Below are 18,828 nucleotides of genomic sequence, written 5' to 3' on the forward strand. Positions count from 1 at the left end.
ATGAAGTATAATATCAATAATCCCCCCTTCTTCTTTCTATTCCGTAAAAAGATTTTATCTGTAATATAAAAATAAAGAGACATGAAGAGAACAAAGAAAAAACTGGCATTGTGTGCCGGCTTGGCTGCATTGTTGGTAGTGCTCGTCGTGGGGTGGAACTGCTGGTTCAGCTCTACGAAAGTGGCATTTATTAATTATCAAATTATTAACTTAGGAGAAATTTCGAAAGCAAACGATAACTCGTTTATCAAAATCAGCGAGTTGAGCGTAGACGAATTGGACCGCATTGGCAGTTATGATATGGTTTTTATCAATGCCATGGGGCTTCGTATTACCGAGGAGCAGCGGGCAAAGATTCGGGAGGCGGCAGACGGAGGGGTGCCTGTGCTTTCTACTGCCGTAACAAATCCTGCCAATGATATCTGTTCGCTGGATTCGGTTACTTCTGCTCCTTTGCGTGAGTACCTGGCAAATGGCGGACGTCGTAACTATCGCAGTATGTTGAACTATGTACGTAAAGTTGTAGACGGTAAATGGATTTCTATTCCCGAACCGGAGGCTTTGGTAGAACGGTCTAATGATATGATTTATCATGCCGATCCGGAAAATCCGGACAATGAGCCTTTGGGATTCAATACGGTAGCTGCGTATCATGAATTTCTGAAAGCAAATGGATTGTGGAAGGAGGATGCACCGCGTGTTGTTGTTACAGGACAGATGGGAGAACCGGCCGATTTGATTAAGAAGTTGGAGGAGACTGGAAATATGGTTTATCCGGTACGTTCGATGATGGCTTTTGTGAAGCATCATATCGACTCTGTACAACCTTCGGCTGTCATCAACATGGCACATGGCCGGATGGGGGATTATATTGTAGACTATCTGTCAAGGCAAAATATTCCGCTCTTTGCCCCACTTAATACAAACCGTCTGGTAGAAGAATGGGAAAACGACCCGATGGGTATGAATGGCGGTTTTCTTTCGCAAAGTGTGGTAACTCCTGAAATAGATGGTGCAATCCGTCCTTTTGCTCTTTTCGGACATTACCTGGATGAAGAAGGACTGCAACATGCTTTTGCTATTCCCGAGAGACTGGAAACTTTTGTGAAGACTGTGAACAATTACATCTGTTTGCAGAGAAAAGCCAATTCGGAGAAGCGTGTTGCGGTGTATTATTATAAAGGTCCGGGACAGAATGCACTGACTGCGGCCGGAATGGAGGTCGTTCCGTCTCTTTACAATCTGCTGGTACGCATGAAGCAGGAAGGATATAAAGTTGAAGGTTTACCGGCAAACAGTCATGAACTGGGTGAAATGATTCAGGAGCAAGGGGCTGTATTCAATCTGTATGCCGAAGGTGCGTTCGATAAGTTTATGAAAGAAGGACATCCGGAACTGATTACAAAAGAACAGTATGATGCTTGGATAAAGCAGAGTATCCGCCCCGAACAGTATGCAGAAGTAGTGAAAGCTAATGGGGAGTTTCCTGGTAAATACATGGTTACTGCCGACGGAAAGCTTGGAGTGGCCCGTTTGCAGTTTGGTAATGTAGTACTGCTTCCGCAGAATGCAGCTGGCGCTGGTACAAACTCTTTCCAGATAGTACATGGTACTCATGCAGCTCCTCCTCACACTTATATCGCTTCTTATCTGTGGACTCAATATGGATTCAAGGCAGATGCTTTGATTCATTTCGGTACGCATGGCAGTTTGGAGTTTACTCCAAGAAAACAGGTGGCTTTGTCTTCTCAAGACTGGCCGGACCGGCTGGTAGGTGCTTTGCCTCATTTTTATATTTATTCCATCGGTAATGTGGGAGAAGGTATTATAGCCAAGCGTCGTGCCTACGCCGGTTTGCAGTCGTATCTTACTCCTCCGTTCATGGAAAGCAATGTACGTGGCATTTATCGTGAGCTGAACGAGGCGGTTAAAAACTATAATAATCTGTTGGGAGAAGACAATTGTAGTCGGGAAGCATTGGATAAGGCCTCGTTGAAGGTGAAGGAATATACCGTAAAATTGGGTATTCATCGCGATTTGGAACTGGATAGTGTGCTGGTACATCCGTATACGGAAGAAGAGGTGGCACGTGTGGAAAATTTTGCCGAAGAACTGGCAAATGAAAAGGTAACCGGACAGCTTTATATAATGGGAGTACCTTACGAAAAGGAAAGAATTGAGTCGAGTGTATATGCAATGGCAACCGAGCCAATTGCCTATAGCTTGATGGCACTCGATAAATTGCGGGGAAAGGCTGATGCGCAGGTAGAAAAACATCGTACGGTATTCACAGCCCGTTATCTGAATCCTGCCCGCGAACTTGTAACTCGTCTGTTGGCTCATCCGGAGTCAGGGACCGATGAATTGGTTTGCCGTATTGCCGGTATTACGAAACAAGAACTGGAGAAAGCTCGTGAAATAAACAATTCCCGTAAGGATGGTGATGGAATGTTTGCCATGATGATGGCTGCTGCCGAAGAAATGAATGCTACTCCGCATAAGGTGATGGAGACAGGAAAATCGTCGGAACAGACTGCCCATGGAAATAAAGGTGGCATCACCGGCTTTATGCACAGGAAAATGCATGATTCTGTCAAAACAATGGATTCTAAAAAGGCAATCGAACTTGCCAGAAAAATGGGAGCTGATGCAGAGGCTATCCGGAAAATGGAGGCAGCCATGAGTAAACAGAAGGGTGAAATGCATAAGGCTGATAAGCGTGCTGCTAAACACCCGCAGAACGCAAAGAGTGGAAATGGCGGTATGGCGGCAATGATGAGTAAGATGATGAAGAAAAAAGAATATAGTAAAGAGGAGATAACTCAGGCATTGTCTATTATTGAAGTAGAACGGACCATAAAAAATGTAGGTAATTATCGGAAAGCTTTACTGGAAAGTCCGGAAAAAGAACTTGGGAGCTTGATTAATGCACTTGGAGGTGGTTATACTCAGCCATCGGCAGGTGGAGACCCGATTGTAAACCCCAATACTCTGCCTACCGGCCGTAATCTTTACTCCATCAATGCCGAAGCTACTCCTTCGGAGGCTGCATGGGAGAAGGGGATTCGTTTGGCGAACAATACGATTGATATGTATAAAAAACGGCATAATGATTCTATACCTCGTAAAGTGAGTTATACATTGTGGAGTGGAGAGTTTATAGAAACCGAAGGAGCTACCATTGCACAGATATTGTACATGTTGGGAGTAGAGCCTGTACGGGATGCATTGGGACGTGTCAGCGATATTCGTCTGATTCCGTCCGAAGAACTGGGGCGTCCTCGTATTGACGTGGTAGTTCAGACTAGCGGACAGTTGCGTGATTTGGCTGCTTCCCGTCTGTTTCTGATTAACCGGGCTGTAGAGATGGCAGCTGCGGCCAAAGATGATCAATATGAAAATCTGGTTGCAGCCGGAGTGGTTGAGGCAGAACGTGCTTTGATAGAAAAAGGTTTGACACCAAAAGATGCGCGTGAAATGTCTGCGTTCCGTGTCTTTGGAGCGGCAAACGGGGGATATGGCACGGGTATTACAAGTATGGTTGAGGCTGGCGACCGCTGGGAAAGTGAAAAAGAAATAGCCGATACTTATCTGAATAATATGGGGGCTTATTATGGAGATGAAAAGAATTGGGAAGCCTTTAAACAGTTTGTCTTTGAAGCGGCGCTGACCCGTACGGATGCTGTGATTCAGCCTCGCCAAAGCAACACGTGGGGGGCATTGAGTTTGGATCATGTGTATGAGTTTATGGGAGGAATGAATCTTGCCGTACGTAACGTAACGGGGAAAGATCCGGATGCTTACCTGAGTGATTACCGCAACCGTAACAATGTACGTATGCAGGAAGTAAAAGAGGCTATCGGAGTAGAAAGCCGCACTACCATTTTCAACCCCAATTATATTCGTGAAAAAATGAAAGGAGAAGCAGGTTCTGCCGCTTCCTTTGCTGAAACCATCCGTAATATTTATGGCTGGAATGTGATGAAGCCTAAGGCTATACACAAGCAAATGTGGGATGATATATACGATGTGTATGTAAAAGATAAGTATCATCTGGATATGAAAGATTTCTTCGAACAACAAAGTCCGGCCGCCCTGCAGGAAATAACTGCCATCATGATGGAAACAGCCCGTAAAGGAATGTGGAAAGCAAGTGAGCAACAACTGAAGGATATAGCCGAACTGCATACGGAACTGGTAAACAGGTATGCTCCGGCTTGTTCGGGCTTTGTTTGCGATAATGCGAAACTACGCGAATTTATCGGCTCGAAAACAAATGCACAGTCTGCTGCCCAATATAAAAAACAGATAAGCGAAGTCCGTGAATCTGTGGCTGAAACGGGCGATAAAGGTATGGTGATGAAGAAAGAAGAGATGAATCCGATGCAATCGGAGGAACATACCAATACTTTGAACAATACGATTGTGGCGATAGCTGCAGTAGGAGTTGTGGCAGGATTGATTGTCTTGGTGCGTCGGAAACGTAAACAACAGGAATAACGGAATAATATGCAGACAGTTGTTTTAGTGATGATGTTATTGGTCTGCTTCAATTTTATGTTGAAGCAGACTTACAGCAAACGCTGGGCAGTGGGTGTCATTACCGTAGTGTTGGCTTTGTTTGTAGGCTTGATGTGGCCTTATGCCATTGAGCAATCGAAAACCCAGATAGCCGACTGGTTGTCTAATCCGCAACTGATGCTTGATACTTCTGTCGTACTGAGTGTAGAAGTTTGTGTGCAGATGGCATTTTGTATGCTGGCTGTGCATATGCTGACAGGAGGTTTGGTGCGGCGTCGTATGTTGTGGATGTATCGGATTTTACGTTGGTTTCCCGGCATACTGATATTTCCGGTTATGTTCAGTGTACTGGTTACTCTGATATTTGCTTATCCGGGAGTTTCATTTTCCTTGCTGGCATGGGGAATGGCTGTTGCTATATTGATTTTGATACCGGCAGGAACAATACTGTTGCGCTGGCTTATTCCTGAAAAAGAGTTACGTCTGGAACTACTTTTTCTTACCAATGCTCTACTCGCCATATTGGGAATTGTTGCAACGGTGAACGGGCGTACTGCAATGAGCGGTATCAGCGAAATAGAGTGGGGGGGCTTTTCCGGGCTTGTCGGTTTGGTGATAGCCGGAGGTGTTTGTGGTATGTGCTGGAGAAAATATAAACTCACAAAGTTTAAGGATTGATGAAATAAAATAGTTTGATTACATAAAAACAGTTATAGTTATGAATTATATCTCAGATATTTTGTATTGGATTTCTACAGGACTTTTAGTCCCGGTGATTGTATTGTTGATTGTACTTTTTGTACGTTCGTTGTTGCTGATAGGCAGTTTTTTCGGACAGTATATGGCAATCCGTAAAACAGAAGCCTTGCTGAAGCAGGAACTGGATAACTTGACTATAGATAAACTGCCGGAGCTGGGAGGAAAACTTCCTTCAAAGTCAGGCTCTCTGGTAATGACATATATTCATCGTATACTGGCAATGAAAGATAATCCGGCTCATGTACAGCGCTTGCTTGCAGAATACGAAATTACAGCCGATAAGGATTTGGCAATTTCGAAGACTTTGACGAAAATGGGGCCTATGCTTGGCTTGATGGGTACTTTGATTCCAATGGGTCCGGCTCTGGTAGGACTTTCTACCGGCGACATCTCTTCTATGGCTTATAATATGCAGGTAGCTTTTGCTACAACAGTAGTTGGACTGTTTGCTGCTGCCATTGGTTTTATAACCCAGCAGGTAAAACAACGTTGGTATTTGCAGGATATGACGAATTTGGAGTTTCTGGCAGAACTGTTAAACGAAAATAAGAAGGGCTGATGAAAAGAGGATTGTTAAGAAAAGAAGAGGATAATGACCCGATGAGCGTGGTCAGCAACCTGTTCGATGTAGCTATGGTTTTTGCCGTAGCTCTGATGGTAGCACTTGTAAGCCGTTATAATATGACCGAAATGCTCAGTGAGGAAGACTTTACGATGGTGAAGAACCCCGGAAAGGAAAATATGGAGATTATCACCAAAGAGGGGCATAAGATAAATAAATATACTCCGAGTGAAGATCAGGCTTCGAAGAATGGAAAGAAAGGGAAAAAGGTAGGGATAGCCTACGAATTGGATAATGGTGAAATTATTTATGTTCCGGAAGAGTAATCTTCAATAATATCTTTGTTCTCTATCCAAGGCATTGTCTTCTTGTATCGGCAAGAAGCAATGCCTTATTTTATTGTTGTGTGGGGTAATGTTGTCAGATAAATATGTATTAAAACAAAACCGGATGCTTTGCGTGAAAGCATCCGGTTTTATTTATTCTTACCTCCGTTATCGAATTATTTCTTGATACGGTTGTAACGGCTCATGAACTTATCAACACGTCCTGCTGTGTCTACCAATTTAGACTTACCAGTGTAGAATGGGTGAGAAGTGCTTGAAATTTCCAACTTAACACAAGGATAAGTTTCGCCTTCGAATTCTACAGTGTCTTTTGTAGCACAAGTTGAACGAGACAAAAACATGTCACCGTTTGACATGTCTTTAAATACTACCGGACGGTAGTTTTCAGGATGAATGCCTTTTTTCATTTCAGTATATACTTTTATTGTTATTATTCAAAAATATGTGGTAACACAATAATTGTGTGTAATGGTCTGTTTCGGGTTGCAAAGATACAGCTTTTCTTTGAAATAGAAAATAATTCAATACGTTTTTTGTTTATGAAACAGTCTTTTTCTTCTTGAATAAGAATCTTCTTGTATAGGGCATTATAATAATATATGAAGAGAATATGAAAATATTTTGTGAATTTATTGTTGGGATTGTTTGATTGTAATATCTGCTTAGCATCTAAGTAAGATGAAGGAGAAAAATAATTGTGATTTTAAGGCATTTTAAAAATGTAAAATTACTTTTTTGTCAAGTGGTGACAATATTTATAGTTTTATTGCTATTTTTGCAGACAGAAACAAATTACTAACTGTAAAATTTACAACAATGGTTAATTACAAAGATTTAGGTCTGGTTAACACTAGAGATATGTTTGCCAGAGCAATCAAGGGTGGATACGCTATCCCGGCTTTCAACTTCAACAATATGGAACAGATGCAGGCTATCATCAAGGCTGCAGTTGAAACAAAATCTCCGGTTATTCTTCAGGTTTCTAAAGGTGCTCGTCAGTATGCTAACGCTACTTTGTTGCGTTACATGGCTCAGGGTGCTGTAGAATACGCTAAAGAATTGGGTTGCGAACATCCTGAAATCGTTCTTCACTTGGACCACGGAGATACATTCGAAACTTGCAAGAGCTGTATCGACTCAGGTTTCTCTTCAGTAATGATCGACGGTTCTCACTTGCCTTACGAAGAAAACGTAGCTTTGACTAAGAAAGTTGTTGAATACGCTCATCAGTTCGATGTAACAGTAGAAGGTGAACTTGGTGTATTGGCAGGTGTTGAAGACGAAGTTTCTTCTGACCACCACACTTATACTAACCCTGAAGAAGTTATCGACTTCGCTACTCGTACAGGTTGCGACTCTTTGGCTATCTCAATCGGTACTTCTCACGGTGCTTACAAATTTACTCCAGAACAGTGCCATGTAGATCCAGCAACTGGTCGTTTGGTTCCTCCTCCTTTGGCATTCGACGTTTTGGATGCTGTAATGGAAAAACTTCCGGGATTCCCTATCGTTCTTCACGGATCTTCTTCAGTTCCTCAGGAAGAAGTTGAAACTATCAACAAATATGGTGGTGCTTTGAAAGCTGCTATCGGTATTCCAGAAGAAGAATTGCGTAAGGCTGCTAAATCTGCAGTTTGCAAAATCAATATCGACTCAGACTCTCGTTTGGCTATGACTGCTGCTATCCGTCAGGTATTCGCTGAAAAACCAGCTGAATTTGACCCACGTAAATACTTGGGCCCAGCTCGCGATAACATGGAAAAACAGTACAAGCACAAAATCTTGAACGTTTTGGGTTCAGACAACAAATTGGCTAACTGCTAATTTGAATTGATATAGACTTTATACATCTATATTATAAATGTGAAGAGTTGCTCTTTATAAAGGGCAACTCTTTTTTTTAAGATTGTTTTGATATTAAATGCTGCTTAGGGTATAAAGAGACATTTTACAGTGGCCCTTTTTGTTTGCTGAATTTATTCCAGTAAAAGGTGAAAGGGCCTGTATCCAATACTTACAAAACTCAAAAGCCCGATAAACTAATGAAAAGTTTATCGGGCTTTTGAGTGTGTTAAAAATCGATTATCTTGTTGCTAAAAACAATGAACCGTTCTGGGCACGTAAAGTAGATACTCCCATTAAGTCTGGGCTTACTGTGATAGGAGTACCATCTTTCTGTTTGAAAGTGATAGTACCATCTTCGTTCATGGTAATCAATTCGAAGCTTTCTCCTTCTGCAACAGCATTCCATGTGCGGTTTTCCGGATTGTATACCAAGTCGAGCTGTTTATCTTCTTCTCCTTTTTTAGTAATGGTATAGCCATCTGCGTTGGTACGTACTAAATATTCTCCATTTTCGCCTTTTACGGTCTTAATTGAACCGACTTCTGCTACAGGGTTAGAACCTGACCAGAATTCAATAGAGTTCAATACCAAAACGTCTGCCAGATAAGCAACTTCATATACAGGTATTACATGAAATGCCAAAAATACTATTTCGTTTACAAATTTGTTGCCAAGACCTTGGTTCCAATCTTTCAAGTTACTCCATAAGCCAAATGAGCCGATACAAGATGAGAATAACAGGCTGCCGCTTAATATTGAGCAAATGAACATCATTTTAGTCTTTCTCATGGTTTTAAAATTTAAAGTTTAATATAGTGTTGTCTAATCTCTCTAATATTACAAAGGTAGAACTTATTTTGTTTTTTGGAATAAAAACGCGCAAAAAAATGTATCTTTGCCGCACTTTGTAAGATAAAAGATTAAAATTAATAAATAAAGTAAATGGAAGTACAGAATCAAGGAAGACTGAATGACTCTCGTGCAATGCGCTGGGGGGCATTGGCAATTGTTGCTTTCACAATGATGGCAGCGTATTACGTGAATGATGTAGTTGCACCATTGAAAACCATGCTGGAAGCTGATTTGGGATGGAATAGTAGTGAGTTTGGTTTTTTCACTGGGGCGTATAGCTTTTTGAATGTATTTTTCCTGATGTTGATTTGGGGTGGTTTGATTTTGGACCGCTTTGGAATTCGTTTTACAGGAAAGTTGGCTACTATTTTAATGGTGTTGGGTACAGGTTTGGAATATTATGCGATGACAAATATGGCTGGTACAACAGATACCATTATGGGATATAAGGAAAGCGTATTTGTTGCTTCTGCCGGTTATTCTATTTTTGGTGTAGGAGCCGAAGTAGCAGGTATTACGGTGACAAAGATGATTGCCAAATGGTTCCGTGGTAAGGAGATGGCAACAGCTATGGGAGTACAGGTTGCTTTGGCACGTGTCGGTTCGCAGGCTGCTTATGGAGTGTCTATTCCGCTGGCGAGAGCTTATGAAATTACTACACCGGTGTTGCTGGGATTGATTTGTTTGGTTGGCGGTTTGATAGCCTTTTTTGCTTTTTCTGTATTGGATAAGAAATTGGACCGTCAGATTGAGGCTGAAGTAAACAATGAATCGGAAGAAAAGTTCTCATTCAAGGATGTAAAATATATTCTGTCGAATCCGGGATTTTGGTTGATTGCTTTATTGTGTGTATTATTTTACTCTTGTGTATTCCCATTTCAGAAGTTTGCATCAGAACTGATGATCAGTAAATATGGTATTGATGAAAGTGTGGCTGGTTTCTTTGTCGGATTGCCTGCATTGGGTGCTTTGTTCTTGACTCCGGTTTTTGGTGGAATGGTAGATAAGAAAGGAAAAGCGGCTTCTATTATGATGCTGGGAGCAGCTATGTTGATTGGAGTTCACTTTATCTATTCATTACCCTTCATCACAAATTCATTCATTGCCATTGTGCTGATGATTGTTTTGGGTATTGCTTTCTCACTGGTACCTTCTGCCATGTGGCCTTCGGTGGCAAAGATTTTCCCTGCACATCAACTCGGAACAGCTTATGCATTGATTTTCTTTATTCAGAATATCGGATTTTGGGGAATACCTACTTTGATTGGTGCGGTATTGAACAATTATTGTGTAATAGGAAAAGTGGATGGTGCTAACCTATATGATTATACTTTGCCTATGTGTATCTTTACTGGGATTGCTGTATTGTCATTGTTGGTTGCATTTGCATTGAAAATTGCAGATAAAAAATTCGGTTATAAATTGGAAGAAGCCAATATTCAGAAATAATTATTGGGCCTTTATCATATAATAAAATACCCGGGAAGTCATCTATGAATGATGTCCCGGGTATTTTATTATATGATAAAGCTATATATACTTAGTCTTTGTCTATTTTAACTATTGCTCCAGTTTGCGGGCTGAATATTACTTTGGTATTTATTTTTTTGTTGAATAACCCGTCAACTAATACTTCGGTATTTCCGAACTGAGTGATTGGAAGCTCTTGTTTAAAATATTCTTTTCCTTTATAACTTACAGTCACATTGCCCTTTCCTGGAATGTTGTAGATAGCTCCTTCTATTTTCTTTTTCTTTTTTTCTTCTTCGGGAAGAAGTGTAGGCAGTGCATTGGTTGAATTTACGCTGAGGTAAATTGGTTCACCGGCAAGATCTTCTGCGGGAAGGACTCCCAGCAGATTGGAAAATCGGAGTACAATGCGATCTTTCAAGTTGCTTTCAGGAATAACCCATGCTGTGAAAACTTTATCTTCCCGGTTTTTATATCCGCTGAACATTTCGGTCATTGCCTTCTCTTGCTTATCGAGGTTGTCGATGATTAATTTGAGGGAAGCTCCGTCTTTGGGCATATTATCTGCTTGTCCGCGTAGTATCAGGTTTTTGCTTTCCCGTATGTTGTAAATTTCTCTGGCTGTAAGTTCTGCCATTTTTGCGGTAGAACCGGCCATCAGAATTTCTTCTGTCATGTATTTTCGCGCATTTTCATGTACTTGCGGCTTTTCTAATACATATTCGGCAAAGACTGGTTCTTGGGGAGATGTGGTATTGATTGCTTTGATAATACCATTTTCGGTCAGTTCTACATTCGAGGCTACACTTTTGTCCTTTAGTTTGATAATGTATGCTTTTGTGGAATCTGGAATTCCTACAGAGCGGACATCAATCGTTTTCAGTTCCCAGTGGGTTTCTGGCTGTGAGGTGACGTTGCTCAACCGCAGATAACGGTTGGCATATTGGCACAGGTCTCCTGGCTGGTAAGTGACTTTTGTGGCAATTAAGTTGACCTGCAGTACGGTTTTGGGAAGGAAATATACGATTCCTTCATCACTTGCCGGAGTATATGCACTTACATCTTGAGCGCTTGCTGCAGTACATGCTAACAGTCCGAGTGCAATCAGTCCTTTCTTCATCATAAATGTTATTTAGTTTTTGTTATTATTTTCCATGCTTCGGGCAATGCGTCGATAATGTCGTTTGCCGTCATACTTATTTCTCCCATGCGTTGACTGGCAATATCTCCGGCTAACCCATGGATATATGTACCCAGTTTACAACTTTCTTCTTGAGTATATCCTTGTGCCAACAGGGCAGTCAGAATACCGGTTAATACGTCACCGCTACCTCCTGTAGCCATACCTGGATTTCCTGTTGGATTGAAGAAACAGTTTCCATCAGGAGTGATGACTGTGCTCCATGCTCCTTTTAAAATAATATAGCATTGTAGATAGTTTGCTAGTTCTTTGGCTTTTGAAAGTCGCTCGTAACTGTTGCTGCAACGTCCGACAATTCGTTCCAGTTCTTTCACATGTGGAGTAAGAATACTTCGTTTGGGTATCTTGTTCAGATGATTTCTGTGCGTACCGAAAATGTTTAAGGCATCTGCATCGAGTATTAAGGGGATATAGCAGTTCTTAATTTGCTCAAGGGTAGCTAACGCGGTATCTTCCTCTTGTCCTAAACCGGGGCCAATTGCGATTGCCTGATAACTGTCTATATCTACGGGTTCTGCAAAATAATGTTCATGAATATCATCTTGTACAAGTGCTTCGGGCACGCAGGTTTGTATAAGATTATGGTTGCATACAGGGGCATGTACAGTGAGTAGACCTGCTCCAGAACGAAGACAGGCTTTGGCCGCAAGAATAGATGCTCCTGCCATACCATATGATCCGGCTATCAATAACGCATGTCCGAAATTGCCTTTATGGGCAAACCGGCTACGTGGTTTTATTAGTGTTGTTACGTCTTGAGGTTCGGTAATAAGGTAAGGAGTCTGAGCTTCTTCGATGAATGTCTGGCTGATTCCTATGTCAAGTAATTCCCATTCTCCGACAAACTCTTCGTTTTCGGCGAAAAGGAAAGATAGTTTCGGCAATTGAATACTCAAGGTTAAATCTGCCTGAATAATATTCTGGCGGATGTTGTATGAGTTGTCCTCTCCCATAAGTCCGGAAGGTATGTCGATAGATACAACGGTAGAGGGAGCCGCATTGATGTATTTTACGACTGCTGCAAATCCTCCACTCAACGGTTTGTTCAGACCGGAACCGAACAGACCGTCGATGACTATGTCGTGTTCTGTCAATTTCGGTGGATCAAACTGTGTACTGACTTCTGTATATTTTTGAAAACCACATTCTGCCAAACGTAGAACATTGGTATGACATTCTTCCGATAAAGATCCTTTAATGTTGAATAAATAGACTTCTACGTCATAGTTCTTTTGGAATAACATGCGTGCAACTGCTACGGCATCGCCTCCATTGTTTCCGGCTCCGGCGAAAACCACTATTCTGTGTGATTTATCCCATCGCTTACAGATAGCTTCGGTTATTAGTGTAGCCGCTTTTTCCATCAAATCGATGGAAGATATTGATTCGTGAGCGATTGTATATGTATCCGCTTCTTTTTGTTGTGTGCAACTTAGAATTTTCATCATTATTTCAATAACTATTTGTCCGTAAAAGTACGAAAAAGCCTTGAAACGTGTATACATTCGTTTAAAAATATCCTTAAATAGTCAATCTGAAATATAGGAGGTTGGAGATAATTTCATACCTTTGTGGCAATTTTAATTATATCATCATGGAAACTATTCAGATTAAAGACAAACGATTTAAGACGTTTATTTCAGAAGAACAGATTTTGAAGGAAGTTGCTCGTGTAGCAGATGAAATTAATCGAGATTTAGCAGATGCTAATCCGTTGTTTGTCAGTGTGCTGAATGGATCTTTTATGTTTACGTCCGATTTGATGAAACATCTTACAATCCCTTGTGAAATTTCATTTGTCAAGTTGGCTTCTTATCAAGGTACCTGTACTTCGGGATGTGTAAAAGAATTGGTTGGATTGAACAATGATATTACAGGAAGAACCGTTGTTATCGTAGAGGATATTGTAGATACGGGGCTTACTATGGAGCGCTTATTGGAAACATTGAAAGCTAAGAACCCGAAAGAAGTTCGTATCGCTTCTTTGTTAGTAAAGCCGGATAAACTGAAGGTTGATTTGCATATCGATTATGTGGCAATGAATATTCCGAATGATTTTATTGTAGGATACGGCCTGGATTACGACGGACTTGGACGTAATTATCGTGATATTTATACAGTAATAGAAGACTAATTAATCATTAATAATAATTTAGAAGAAAATGTTGAACATTGTAATTTTCGGTGCGCCGGGATCTGGTAAAGGTACTCAGAGCGCTCGTATTGTAGAAAAATATGGCTTGAACCATATTTCAACAGGTGATGTGTTGCGTGCAGAAATCAAGAATGGAACTGAACTGGGTAAAACTGCTAAAGGTTATATCGATAACGGTCAGTTGATTCCTGATGCATTGATGATTGATATCTTGGCAAGTGTATTTGATAGCTTCAAAGATAGCAAAGGTGTTATCTTCGATGGTTTCCCACGTACAATTGCACAGGCTGATGCATTGAAGGCAATGTTGGCAGAACGCGGACAGGAAGTTTCTATCATGTTGGATTTGGAAGTTCCTGAAGATGAATTGATGACTCGTCTGATTAAGCGTGGTCAGGAATCAGGTCGTGCTGATGACAATGAAGAAACTATCAAGAAACGTTTGGTTGTTTATCATTCACAGACAGCTCCGTTGATCGACTGGTACAAAAACGATGGCAAATATTGCCACATCAATGGTTTGGGTACTATGGACGGAATTTTTGCTGACATCTGTACTGCTATTGACAAGCTTTAATTAATTTTGAAATAAGCGGATTGACGAGTTGGCAGGTAGAGATAAGGCTTGCCGGCCCGTCAATTTGTTATTCATAACTCAATATTTATAAAAGATGGCTGAATCGAATTTTGTTGATTATGTAAAAATCTACTGCCGCTCCGGAAAAGGAGGACGCGGTTCGGTGCATATGCGCCGTGAGAAATATATACCTAACGGTGGTCCCGACGGTGGCGACGGTGGTAGAGGAGGTCATGTTATTTTACGGGGTAACCGTAACTATTGGACATTACTCCATCTGAAGTACGAACGTCATGTCTTCGCTGAACATGGAGGAAATGGTTCGAAAAATAAAAGTTTCGGAAAAGACGGAGCGGATAAGGTAATTGAAGTGCCTTGTGGTACAGTGGTATACAATGCCGAAACGGGTGAATATGTATGCGATATCACTGAGCACGGACAGGAAGTTATCTTGTTGAAAGGTGGACGTGGAGGCCTTGGGAACTGGCACTTCCGTACAGCTACGCGTCAGGCTCCCCGTTTTGCGCAGCCGGGAGAACCGATGCAGGAAATGACAGTTATCTTGGAGTTGAAGCTGTTGGCTGATGTGGGTTTGGTGGGTTTCCCAAATGCAGGAAAATCTACTCTGCTTTCTTCTGTATCGGCTGCTCGTCCGAAAATTGCCAACTATCCGTTTACTACATTGGAACCGAATTTGGGGATTGTGTCTTATCGTGATGGTAAATCGTTTGTGATGGCCGATATCCCGGGTATCATTGAAGGGGCAAGCGAAGGAAAAGGACTTGGTTTGCGCTTCTTGCGACACATTGAACGTAACTCGTTGCTTTTGTTTATGGTTCCGGGGGATACAGATGATATCCGGAAAGAATATGAAATCTTGCTGAACGAGTTGGCTACTTTCAACCCTGAGATGCTTGATAAACAACGAGTGTTGGCTATCACAAAGTGTGATATGCTGGATGAAGAGTTGATTGAGATGCTGACTCCTACATTGCCGCAAGATGTTCCGCATGTATTTATTTCTTCCGTAGCCAATATGGGTATACAGCAGTTGAAGGATATTTTGTGGACAGAGCTTAACAAGGATAGTAATCAGTTGGAGGCTATTCGTAAAGAAGCAATTGTACATCGCCCGAAAGATATGTCAAGACTTCAGCAGGAGTTGCAGGATATGGGTGAAGATGAAGACTTTGCTTATGAATATGAAGAGGATGAAGAGGATGATGATTTTGATTACGAATACGAAGAAGTAGATTGGGAAGACGACGATACACCACAGAAATGATGGAATTGTATACAAAGGATATGCGAATGTTGGAATACGGTTTGGCGAAATCGTATCCCGACATTTTTTTATTTTCCACAACCCGCCATGGCGGATATAGTGAAGGAAATTATGCTTCTTTCAATTGCAACGGGTATTGTGGAGATGATAAGGAAAGTGTAAGGCGGAATCGTGAACTGCTTTGTTCTTTACTCCCCGGACCGGATGCATTGATTATTCCTCATCAGACTCATGGGGTGACCGTGAGAGTTATAGATGAGGCTTTTGTACGGTGTGATGACATACAGAAAACTGATTTGCTTGAGGGGGTAGATGCTTTGGTTACAAATTTGCCTGGGCAATGTCTTTGTGTGTCTACAGCCGACTGTATCCCCGTGTTGTGCTACGATACGCGTCATCATGCAGTAGCAGCTATTCATGCAGGATGGAGAGGGACGCTTGGGCGAATCGTATGCCATACTATTCAGACAATGAGAGAGTGTTACGGTACAAAAGGAGAGGATGTGGTGGCTTGTATAGGCCCTGGTATTTCGTTGGATGCTTTTGAGGTAGGGGATGAAGTTTATCAGGCTTTTGAACAAGCCGGCTTTCAGATGCAAGCTATTTCTTGTCGTAAGGAAAAGTGGCACATTGATTTGTGGGAAGCCAATCGTTTGCAACTGATTTCAGAAGGTGTGCCTTCATCCGCTATTGAGTTAGCGGGTATTTGTACCTATTCCCAATATGAACATTTTTTCTCGGCTCGTCGCCTTGGAATCCATTCCGGACGCATTTTGTCGGGTATTATGCGAATAAAAATGTAAACACCGGAGATAAATGAGGTAAAAGATTGGGCTTACATTGAGAAAATACTACTTTTGTTGTAAAATTATAAGAATAGTTCTATGTCAGATAGAAAAAGAATCATAATAGAGGTCTCGGAAGAATTGCATCAGGCTTGGCCTCAATTTCAGGGGGCTGCAGTGTTTGCCACTGTAAAAAACTCTGCTTATAGTGAAGCTCTTTGGGCTAAGATTGAAGAATTTACTACGTTGTATCGTTCTAAATATACTACGGACTCCATTAAGGAAATGCCGGCTATTCAGGCGACTCGTGCAGCTTATAAAAAGTGTGGAAAAGATCCCAGTCGCTATCGTCCTTCTTCCGAAGCATTGTGCCGTCGTATATTGAGAGGTATTCCTTTGTATCAGATTGATACATTGGTCGATTTGATTAATTTAGCTTCTATTTATAGTGGGCATTCTATTGGAGGCTTCGATTTGGATAAAATACAAGGGAATCGATTGGTCTTGGGTATTGGTAAGGCTGGTGAACCTTACGAAGGAATTGGACGCGGAGAGTTGAACATTGAAGGAATGCCGGTTTATCGTGATAGCGTAGGGGGAATCGGAACGCCTACAAGTGATAATGAACGGACTAAGATAACAGAAAATACAGAACATCTTCTGGCTATTATGAATGGATATAGTGGTTCTGAAGGACTGGAAGATTCTGTAAATTATATGGTTGAGTTGTTGAAAGAGTTTGCAGCAGCTATTGATATTGAAATCGTGTATTTTAAATAGAAACAGTGTTTTATGGATATAGAAAAAATTTTGACAGACGGAATTGTCTTTAAAGGCCGTAAACTTTCTTCTGAGAAGAAGGAAGAGAAGGTGAAGACTAAAGCTAAAAAGAAAACCTATATTACTGGACTTCACGGCTCTGGTTCGGCAAAAATGAAAGCTGAATATAGACGCCGTCGTGCAAATCGGCATAAGAATAAATAAAATTAGATGAACTAAACTTAATGATTTACGATTATGAAAAAGTTTTTAACATTGGTAGTGGTGCTGATGGCAGCGTTGTCTGTACATGCACAGGAAATGTATTTGGGTGGTGGTATTAGCTTGTGGAGAAACGATGATGCAGAACGTACATCTTTTTCTGTTTCACCTGATTTTGGTTACTGTTTCAATGAAAAATGGGCTGTAGGTGCAGAACTTGTGTATTCGCACGACTATGAAGCAGGAATTCCATCTGGTAGTACGCTCAATTCTTTTGCCTTAGCTCCGTATGCGCGCTATTCTTTTTATGAAAATAAAATAGTACGTCTGTTTATCGACATGGGGGTAGGTGTATCTGTACTAAAACCTAAGCACCATGATGCTACTACTGGAGTAGAAGTTGGTTTGAAGCCGGGATTGGCTATTAAGCTTAACGATCATTTCAGTCTGATTTCTAAGGTAGGTTTTGCCGGATATCGTCATGATTATTTCAGAGGAGAGGATGGATTAGGCGTGGCTTTGGAAGGAGAAAATATATCTATAGGAATTGATTACGAATTTTGATTCATTTTCTTAGTATATTCAAGTTTATTGTTTATATTTGTTTTATTGAACATTAAAAACTTGAAGATATGAAGAAACTGGTTCTTATTCTGGTTTGTGCGATGTCGGCTCTGTTTGCTACTGCACAGACAAAAATCATTTGGAATGCTGAAGTCGGTATTGGAACTTCCATGTGGATGGGAGATGGCTCTGATGGATCAAAAGCCATTTTTAATCCTCGTGTAGGAGTAGGTATTGATATCCCTTTGACTGGCTTGGTTTCATTTAAGACCGGATTGCATTGGGTCTCAAAAGGTGCAAAGATAAACTTTGATACTTCGGTGGGAGAGCAATCTGTGGATGGAAAGTTGAAAGTTAATCAGAATTATCTTCAGGTTCCTTTGCTTGCTTCATTCCATTTAGGTACAAATAAAAATTTTGATGTAGTGCTTTCCGGTGGTTTCTATTTAGCATGTGGTGTTTCCGGCAAGCGAGAGATTAGTGCTGATGACCTTTCTATATCATGGAGTACGTTTAAGGATAGTTCTTTATCCGGCACTACTTTCTCACAAGGCTTACGCCGTTTTGATGCGGGTGTTCAAATTGGAGGAGCTTTAGATTTTACAAATTGGACAGTCGGACTGAATGGGGAGTTTGGTTTGTGTAAGATTGTTGAAAATGGACCAAGAAATTTAGGCTTTTATGCTACTGTAGGATATAAATTCTAAGTATTCATAGATATAGAAAAAGCGGAAACTTTTCGATGTAATGTTGAAAAGTTTCCGCTTTTTTATTGTTAGGACGGCATAAACTGATTTTGCTATTTGAGTAATCTTTTGAGAATTTAGGTTTTTAGGATGAATTTAAGGTGTAATTTTATATGAGCTTATATAAATTTCAAGATGCTGAAAGCTTAAAAAACGCGACTTGTCACGTTGGCTGATG

General features: G+C 41.0%; 18 protein-coding genes. 14 read left to right on the forward strand and 4 right to left on the reverse strand.

Annotated features, from left to right (window positions below; translation table 11 throughout):
• Positions 1–81: 81 nt before the first annotated feature.
• Genes WKU26_RS08465 through WKU26_RS08480 form a run of 4 tightly spaced genes read left to right on the forward strand, consistent with a single transcriptional unit; the run spans position 82 to position 6,168 of the window.
• A complete protein-coding gene (locus tag WKU26_RS08465; RefSeq protein WP_340321655.1) occupies positions 82–4,500 on the forward strand; it encodes a cobaltochelatase subunit CobN in 4,419 nt (1,472 codons plus the stop codon).
• A 9-nt stretch (positions 4,501–4,509) separates the two neighbouring features.
• On the forward strand, positions 4,510–5,199 hold the full coding sequence (locus tag WKU26_RS08470; RefSeq protein ID WP_340321656.1) for a hypothetical protein: 690 nt from the start codon (positions 4,510–4,512) through the stop codon (positions 5,197–5,199).
• A gap of 40 nt (positions 5,200–5,239) precedes the next feature.
• A complete protein-coding gene (locus WKU26_RS08475) occupies positions 5,240–5,839 on the forward strand; it encodes a MotA/TolQ/ExbB proton channel family protein (protein ID WP_269877071.1) in 600 nt (199 codons plus the stop codon).
• Positions 5,839–6,168 (forward strand): DUF2149 domain-containing protein, encoded by a 330-nt coding sequence (locus tag WKU26_RS08480; protein ID WP_340321657.1) that lies wholly within the window; start codon positions 5,839–5,841, stop codon positions 6,166–6,168. Before WKU26_RS08475 ends, WKU26_RS08480 begins: the two co-directional genes overlap by 1 nt.
• A 176-nt stretch (positions 6,169–6,344) precedes the next feature.
• On the opposite strand, the gene WKU26_RS08485 is transcribed toward WKU26_RS08480, so the two are convergent.
• Positions 6,345–6,596 (reverse strand): type B 50S ribosomal protein L31, encoded by a 252-nt coding sequence (locus WKU26_RS08485; RefSeq protein WP_181214940.1) that lies wholly within the window; start codon positions 6,594–6,596, stop codon positions 6,345–6,347.
• A gap of 409 nt (positions 6,597–7,005) precedes the next feature.
• Between WKU26_RS08485 and WKU26_RS08490 the strand changes: the two genes are divergently transcribed.
• Complete coding sequence (locus tag WKU26_RS08490) at positions 7,006–8,013, forward strand: class II fructose-bisphosphate aldolase (RefSeq protein WP_340321658.1); 1,008 nt, start codon at positions 7,006–7,008, stop codon at positions 8,011–8,013.
• A 258-nt stretch (positions 8,014–8,271) separates the two neighbouring features.
• Here the strand turns inward: WKU26_RS08490 and WKU26_RS08495 are convergent, their stop codons facing one another.
• Complete coding sequence (locus WKU26_RS08495; RefSeq protein ID WP_340321659.1) at positions 8,272–8,823, reverse strand: DUF3332 domain-containing protein; 552 nt, start codon at positions 8,821–8,823, stop codon at positions 8,272–8,274.
• Positions 8,824–8,976: 153 nt separating this feature from the next.
• Between WKU26_RS08495 and WKU26_RS08500 the strand changes: the two genes are divergently transcribed.
• Positions 8,977–10,335 (forward strand): MFS transporter, encoded by a 1,359-nt coding sequence (locus WKU26_RS08500; protein WP_340321660.1) that lies wholly within the window; start codon positions 8,977–8,979, stop codon positions 10,333–10,335.
• Between the two features lie 91 nt (positions 10,336–10,426).
• Here the strand turns inward: WKU26_RS08500 and WKU26_RS08505 are convergent, their stop codons facing one another.
• A complete protein-coding gene (locus WKU26_RS08505) occupies positions 10,427–11,476 on the reverse strand; it encodes a DUF4831 family protein (RefSeq protein ID WP_340321667.1) in 1,050 nt (349 codons plus the stop codon).
• An 8-nt stretch (positions 11,477–11,484) separates the two neighbouring features.
• Positions 11,485–13,002, reverse strand: a complete 1,518-nt coding sequence (locus tag WKU26_RS08510; RefSeq protein WP_269877510.1) for an NAD(P)H-hydrate dehydratase — start codon at positions 13,000–13,002, stop codon at positions 11,485–11,487.
• 149 nt (positions 13,003–13,151) lie between these two features.
• Here WKU26_RS08510 and hpt point away from each other — a divergent pair, with 149 nt between their 5' ends.
• From hpt to WKU26_RS08550, 8 genes are all read left to right on the forward strand, one after another.
• Positions 13,152–13,691, forward strand: coding sequence for a hypoxanthine phosphoribosyltransferase (gene hpt, locus WKU26_RS08515; RefSeq protein ID WP_340321661.1), 540 nt, complete (start codon positions 13,152–13,154; stop codon positions 13,689–13,691).
• A gap of 28 nt (positions 13,692–13,719) precedes the next feature.
• Positions 13,720–14,289, forward strand: coding sequence for an adenylate kinase (locus WKU26_RS08520; RefSeq protein WP_269877062.1), 570 nt, complete (start codon positions 13,720–13,722; stop codon positions 14,287–14,289).
• 94 nt (positions 14,290–14,383) lie between these two features.
• On the forward strand, positions 14,384–15,574 hold the full coding sequence (gene obgE / locus WKU26_RS08525) for a GTPase ObgE (protein ID WP_269877059.1): 1,191 nt from the start codon (positions 14,384–14,386) through the stop codon (positions 15,572–15,574).
• Positions 15,574–16,377 (forward strand): peptidoglycan editing factor PgeF, encoded by an 804-nt coding sequence (gene pgeF, locus WKU26_RS08530; protein WP_340321668.1) that lies wholly within the window; start codon positions 15,574–15,576, stop codon positions 16,375–16,377. Before obgE ends, pgeF begins: the two co-directional genes overlap by 1 nt.
• A 99-nt stretch (positions 16,378–16,476) precedes the next feature.
• Entirely contained in the window at positions 16,477–17,139 is a 663-nt protein-coding gene (locus WKU26_RS08535) for a B3/B4 domain-containing protein (protein WP_340321669.1), read from the forward strand.
• Between the two features lie 12 nt (positions 17,140–17,151).
• Entirely contained in the window at positions 17,152–17,343 is a 192-nt protein-coding gene (locus WKU26_RS08540) for a hypothetical protein (protein ID WP_269877057.1), read from the forward strand.
• Between the two features lie 33 nt (positions 17,344–17,376).
• On the forward strand, positions 17,377–17,904 hold the full coding sequence (locus WKU26_RS08545; protein ID WP_340321662.1) for a porin family protein: 528 nt from the start codon (positions 17,377–17,379) through the stop codon (positions 17,902–17,904).
• Positions 17,905–17,972: 68 nt separating this feature from the next.
• Positions 17,973–18,611, forward strand: coding sequence for a porin family protein (locus WKU26_RS08550; RefSeq protein ID WP_340321663.1), 639 nt, complete (start codon positions 17,973–17,975; stop codon positions 18,609–18,611).
• Positions 18,612–18,828: the final 217 nt, after the last annotated feature.

It is taken from the genome of Phocaeicola sp. HCN-40430 (assembly GCF_037890285.1).
In the GTDB taxonomy this organism is placed as follows: Bacteria; Bacteroidota; Bacteroidia; order Bacteroidales; family Bacteroidaceae; genus Phocaeicola; species Phocaeicola acetigenes.

Excerpts from the sequence above, each read along its gene's own strand:
- WKU26_RS08465 (WP_340321655.1), top strand. The coding sequence starts at position 82 with ATGAAGAGAACAAAGAAAAAACTGGCATTGTGTGCCGGCTTGGCTGCA.
- WKU26_RS08470 (WP_340321656.1), top strand. The coding sequence starts at position 4,510 with ATGCAGACAGTTGTTTTAGTGATGATGTTATTGGTCTGCTTCAATTTT.
- WKU26_RS08475 (WP_269877071.1), top strand. The coding sequence starts at position 5,240 with ATGAATTATATCTCAGATATTTTGTATTGGATTTCTACAGGACTTTTA.
- WKU26_RS08480 (WP_340321657.1), top strand. The coding sequence starts at position 5,839 with ATGAAAAGAGGATTGTTAAGAAAAGAAGAGGATAATGACCCGATGAGC.
- WKU26_RS08485 (WP_181214940.1), bottom strand. The coding sequence starts at position 6,596 with ATGAAAAAAGGCATTCATCCTGAAAACTACCGTCCGGTAGTATTTAAA.
- WKU26_RS08490 (WP_340321658.1), top strand. The coding sequence starts at position 7,006 with ATGGTTAATTACAAAGATTTAGGTCTGGTTAACACTAGAGATATGTTT.
- WKU26_RS08495 (WP_340321659.1), bottom strand. The coding sequence starts at position 8,823 with ATGAGAAAGACTAAAATGATGTTCATTTGCTCAATATTAAGCGGCAGC.
- WKU26_RS08500 (WP_340321660.1), top strand. The coding sequence starts at position 8,977 with ATGGAAGTACAGAATCAAGGAAGACTGAATGACTCTCGTGCAATGCGC.
- WKU26_RS08505 (WP_340321667.1), bottom strand. The coding sequence starts at position 11,476 with ATGAAGAAAGGACTGATTGCACTCGGACTGTTAGCATGTACTGCAGCA.
- WKU26_RS08510 (WP_269877510.1), bottom strand. The coding sequence starts at position 13,002 with ATGAAAATTCTAAGTTGCACACAACAAAAAGAAGCGGATACATATACA.
- hpt (WP_340321661.1), top strand. The coding sequence starts at position 13,152 with ATGGAAACTATTCAGATTAAAGACAAACGATTTAAGACGTTTATTTCA.
- WKU26_RS08520 (WP_269877062.1), top strand. The coding sequence starts at position 13,720 with ATGTTGAACATTGTAATTTTCGGTGCGCCGGGATCTGGTAAAGGTACT.
- obgE (WP_269877059.1), top strand. The coding sequence starts at position 14,384 with ATGGCTGAATCGAATTTTGTTGATTATGTAAAAATCTACTGCCGCTCC.
- pgeF (WP_340321668.1), top strand. The coding sequence starts at position 15,574 with ATGGAATTGTATACAAAGGATATGCGAATGTTGGAATACGGTTTGGCG.
- WKU26_RS08540 (WP_269877057.1), top strand. The coding sequence starts at position 17,152 with ATGGATATAGAAAAAATTTTGACAGACGGAATTGTCTTTAAAGGCCGT.
- WKU26_RS08545 (WP_340321662.1), top strand. The coding sequence starts at position 17,377 with ATGAAAAAGTTTTTAACATTGGTAGTGGTGCTGATGGCAGCGTTGTCT.
- WKU26_RS08550 (WP_340321663.1), top strand. The coding sequence starts at position 17,973 with ATGAAGAAACTGGTTCTTATTCTGGTTTGTGCGATGTCGGCTCTGTTT.